This is a genomic window from Vreelandella neptunia (genome assembly GCF_000712975.1).
GTDB classification, from domain to species: domain Bacteria; phylum Pseudomonadota; class Gammaproteobacteria; order Pseudomonadales; family Halomonadaceae; genus Vreelandella; species Vreelandella qaidamensis.
Window position 1 is genome coordinate 514,087 of sequence record NZ_JHQL01000004.1, and the last position, 2,932, is coordinate 517,018.

The 2,932-nt window shown below is 56.3% G+C and carries 1 pseudogene; it reads right to left on the bottom strand.

The features are described 5' to 3' along the window. Positions 1-2,932, bottom strand: a pseudogene (locus CR46_RS18465) (hypothetical protein); the annotation flags it as partial.

The following is a 2,932-nucleotide window of genomic DNA, read 5'->3' on the forward strand; positions in this document are numbered from 1 at the left end:
CATTCACTGCATCCGTGCCGTCTGTGCCCGGGGCGAGGTTGGTGATCTTCGTATCACCCATGTCGATGCCGCCGTTGTTGATCGTCGGGCCATCGGTAATCGCTACTTCGGTCAGGCCGCTTAGGTTCTGAGCCAGCTGAACCCTTAGGCTGCCATCGCTATCTTTGGTGATGCCGATATTGCCGTCCGTCAGGGCGTTCACATCAGCGCCGCCAGTCAAGCCAAGCGTTTCATTCAGCTTGCGCGTTACCACTTCGCCGTCGTCGCCCTGGAACTTCAGGCCGTCGTTCAGCGTGGCAACTTCTTGATCATTGCCTTCTGGGTCGGTGTAAACGATGCGTGTCACGCCGTCTACGCCATCAACGCCCGGTGCACCGTCCTGGATCGAGATGGTGGTTAGGCCATCCGTGCCGTTGGGGCCCGCCGGACCGGCTAGGCCGATCGTGCCGTTCTCGCCATCGATAGCAACGCCGTCTTTACCGTCCTTGCCGTTGACAACAAGGCTGCCTGGGGTGGTGTCATCCCCCACGATCAGATCACTGCCCAGGGCGAAGTCGATTTCGTTGTCACGCACCGTGGTGATGATGTTGCCATCGTCACTGGTGTAGGCCACGGTCTCGCCCAGGGCAACGGTGTCTTCCGTCGCCGCCGGATCGGCCAGATCGGCATTGTCTGCGGTGATGTTGAAGCCTGTAGTGACCAGGGTGTTATTGGCGTTCTGAAGATCGCCCACGTTCACCGCATTGGTGAGGTCATCACCGGTGGCGGTCTCTAGGGTGGTGCCGGTCAGGCCGCTTTCCACGCTGGTGATTTGCTTGTCACCCATGTCGGCACCCTGGAAGTTCGGGGTGTCGGCGAACTGGATTTCAATACCACCGGCTTGGGTTGCGACGGTCTTGACGTTGCCTGAGGAGTAGGCAATCGGGTCGCCCGCTGCATCGGTGTCGGCACCGGTGCCCACAATCTGCAGTTCGTCGTTCAGATTACGGGTGACGTAACCATCCGCGGTACCGGTGTTGTCGTTACCCGAGAAGCGCAGGCCGTCATCTTCCAGCGTGGCCACGGTCTTGTTGTTGCCATCGCCGTCTTCGAAGGTCAGACGTGTCACGTCAGTGGCGTCGGCCATGACGTCGCCCGGTAGGATCTGCGGACGCAGGATGGTTTGTGGGCTGATGCCATTCTGACCCGCCGGACCTGTCAGGCCGATGGAGCCGTCTGCGCCGTTGATCGCAACGCCACTCACGCCGTCAGCACCGTCAACTCCAATCTTACCGTCGACGCCTGGCTCGCCAGGCGCGCCCGGGCCACCAATGGTGAGGTCGGTGTTCAACGCGAAGTCGATTTCGTTGTCACGCACCGTGGTGATGATGTTGCCATCGTCACTGGTGTAGGCCACGGTCTCGCCCAGCTTGACGGTGTCTTCGGTCGCCGCTGGATCTGCCAGATCGGCATTGTCTGCGGTGATGTTGAAGCCTTGGTCAACGACGTTGTTCAAGGCCTTCAGCTGCGCGACGTTAACGGCGTCGCTATCAGCGGTACCTGCAGCAACGCCGGTGACTTGACGATATAAGCCAACGCCTTCATCACCAACCGCCACGGCACCATAGGTTGATTTGGTGGCCGTAATCGCTGGATCATTATCATCCGCGATACCCGTCAACGGGTTATAACCGGAAATACCCGCTCCAGTATTGGCGTTGGAAGCGGTACCAATGGCAACGCCGCCTTCTACGCTAACATCAGCAAAGTTACCAAGCACAAAGGCGTTATCTTGATCAATATTGTTAACCGCACCGATCACTGAGGAGAGATTACCGCTAACGGTATTTTGACCACCTAACGCTGTTGAGAGCTTGCCAGAAACTTCATTTTGGTAGCCGATCGCCCGCGAGAAACCACCGCCGGTTACCTTGTTCTCGAAGCCCATCGCAACAGACGTTCGTCCTTCCACTTGGTTACGAATACCAAATGCGGTGGAGTTTTCACCGGAAATGTTGTTCGTGAAACCGAAGGCTGAAGAAAAACGGCCGGAAACTTCGTTCAGCTGCCCAATTACCGTCGTATTTTGTGCCTGCAACTTGTTTTCGCGGCCAATGGCAATAGCGGTAAATGAGTCCCCTGGTGTGCCTGCACCCAGTACGTTATTTGCACCTATAGCAATCTGACTTTGACTGTTTGTATTGTTATTGAAACCTAAGGCTACTGAACGTTCTCCCTCCGCCGTGTTTCCAGTACCCACTGCCGTCGCATTATTGGCAGATGCAGAGTTGTTATTCCCTACGGCGGTAGCAGAATTGCCAGCCGCTAACGCGTTGGTACCTGCTGCAAGAGCATTGACACCTGTTGCACCGTCGTTGTTGAAGTTGCCTTGTTGGGTGCCATTATCATTGACGCTGTAGTAGCGAATTCTCTGTGCTGCTAATTGATTAACGTTGACAGCATCGGTGCCAGCGACACCAGGTGCCAGGTTGGTGATGGTGTTCCCCCCCATGTTGATGCCGGTATTATTAATCACCGGACCACCGTTAATGGTGAGGCTGTCAGCCGTCAGATCTGGCGACGTGGCAACCGTAATATCGGTGCCCGTACGCGTAATATCGATGTTTTGACCATCTATGAATTGGACGGTGGCATTGGGTGCAACGTTTGTCGCTGTATCGCCGTTGGTCTGCACGTTCCAACCAGCATTGGCAACATTGCTAACGCTTGTCAGCTGCTCCTGTGTCGCTGCTTGGCCACCAGTGTAAGTGGCGTTCGGGTCGAAGGTGGTGTTGGTCAGACCACTGATCGTGCCGGTATCACCGTTGATCGTGACAGGATTGGTAGACCCCACACTGAGCACGTTCGCTAGACCAAGCTGTACACCGTCTGCCGTGGTGGTAGAGGTAACGTTGGCATCACCGTTAACATTAATGGTGTCGCCTAACGCGTA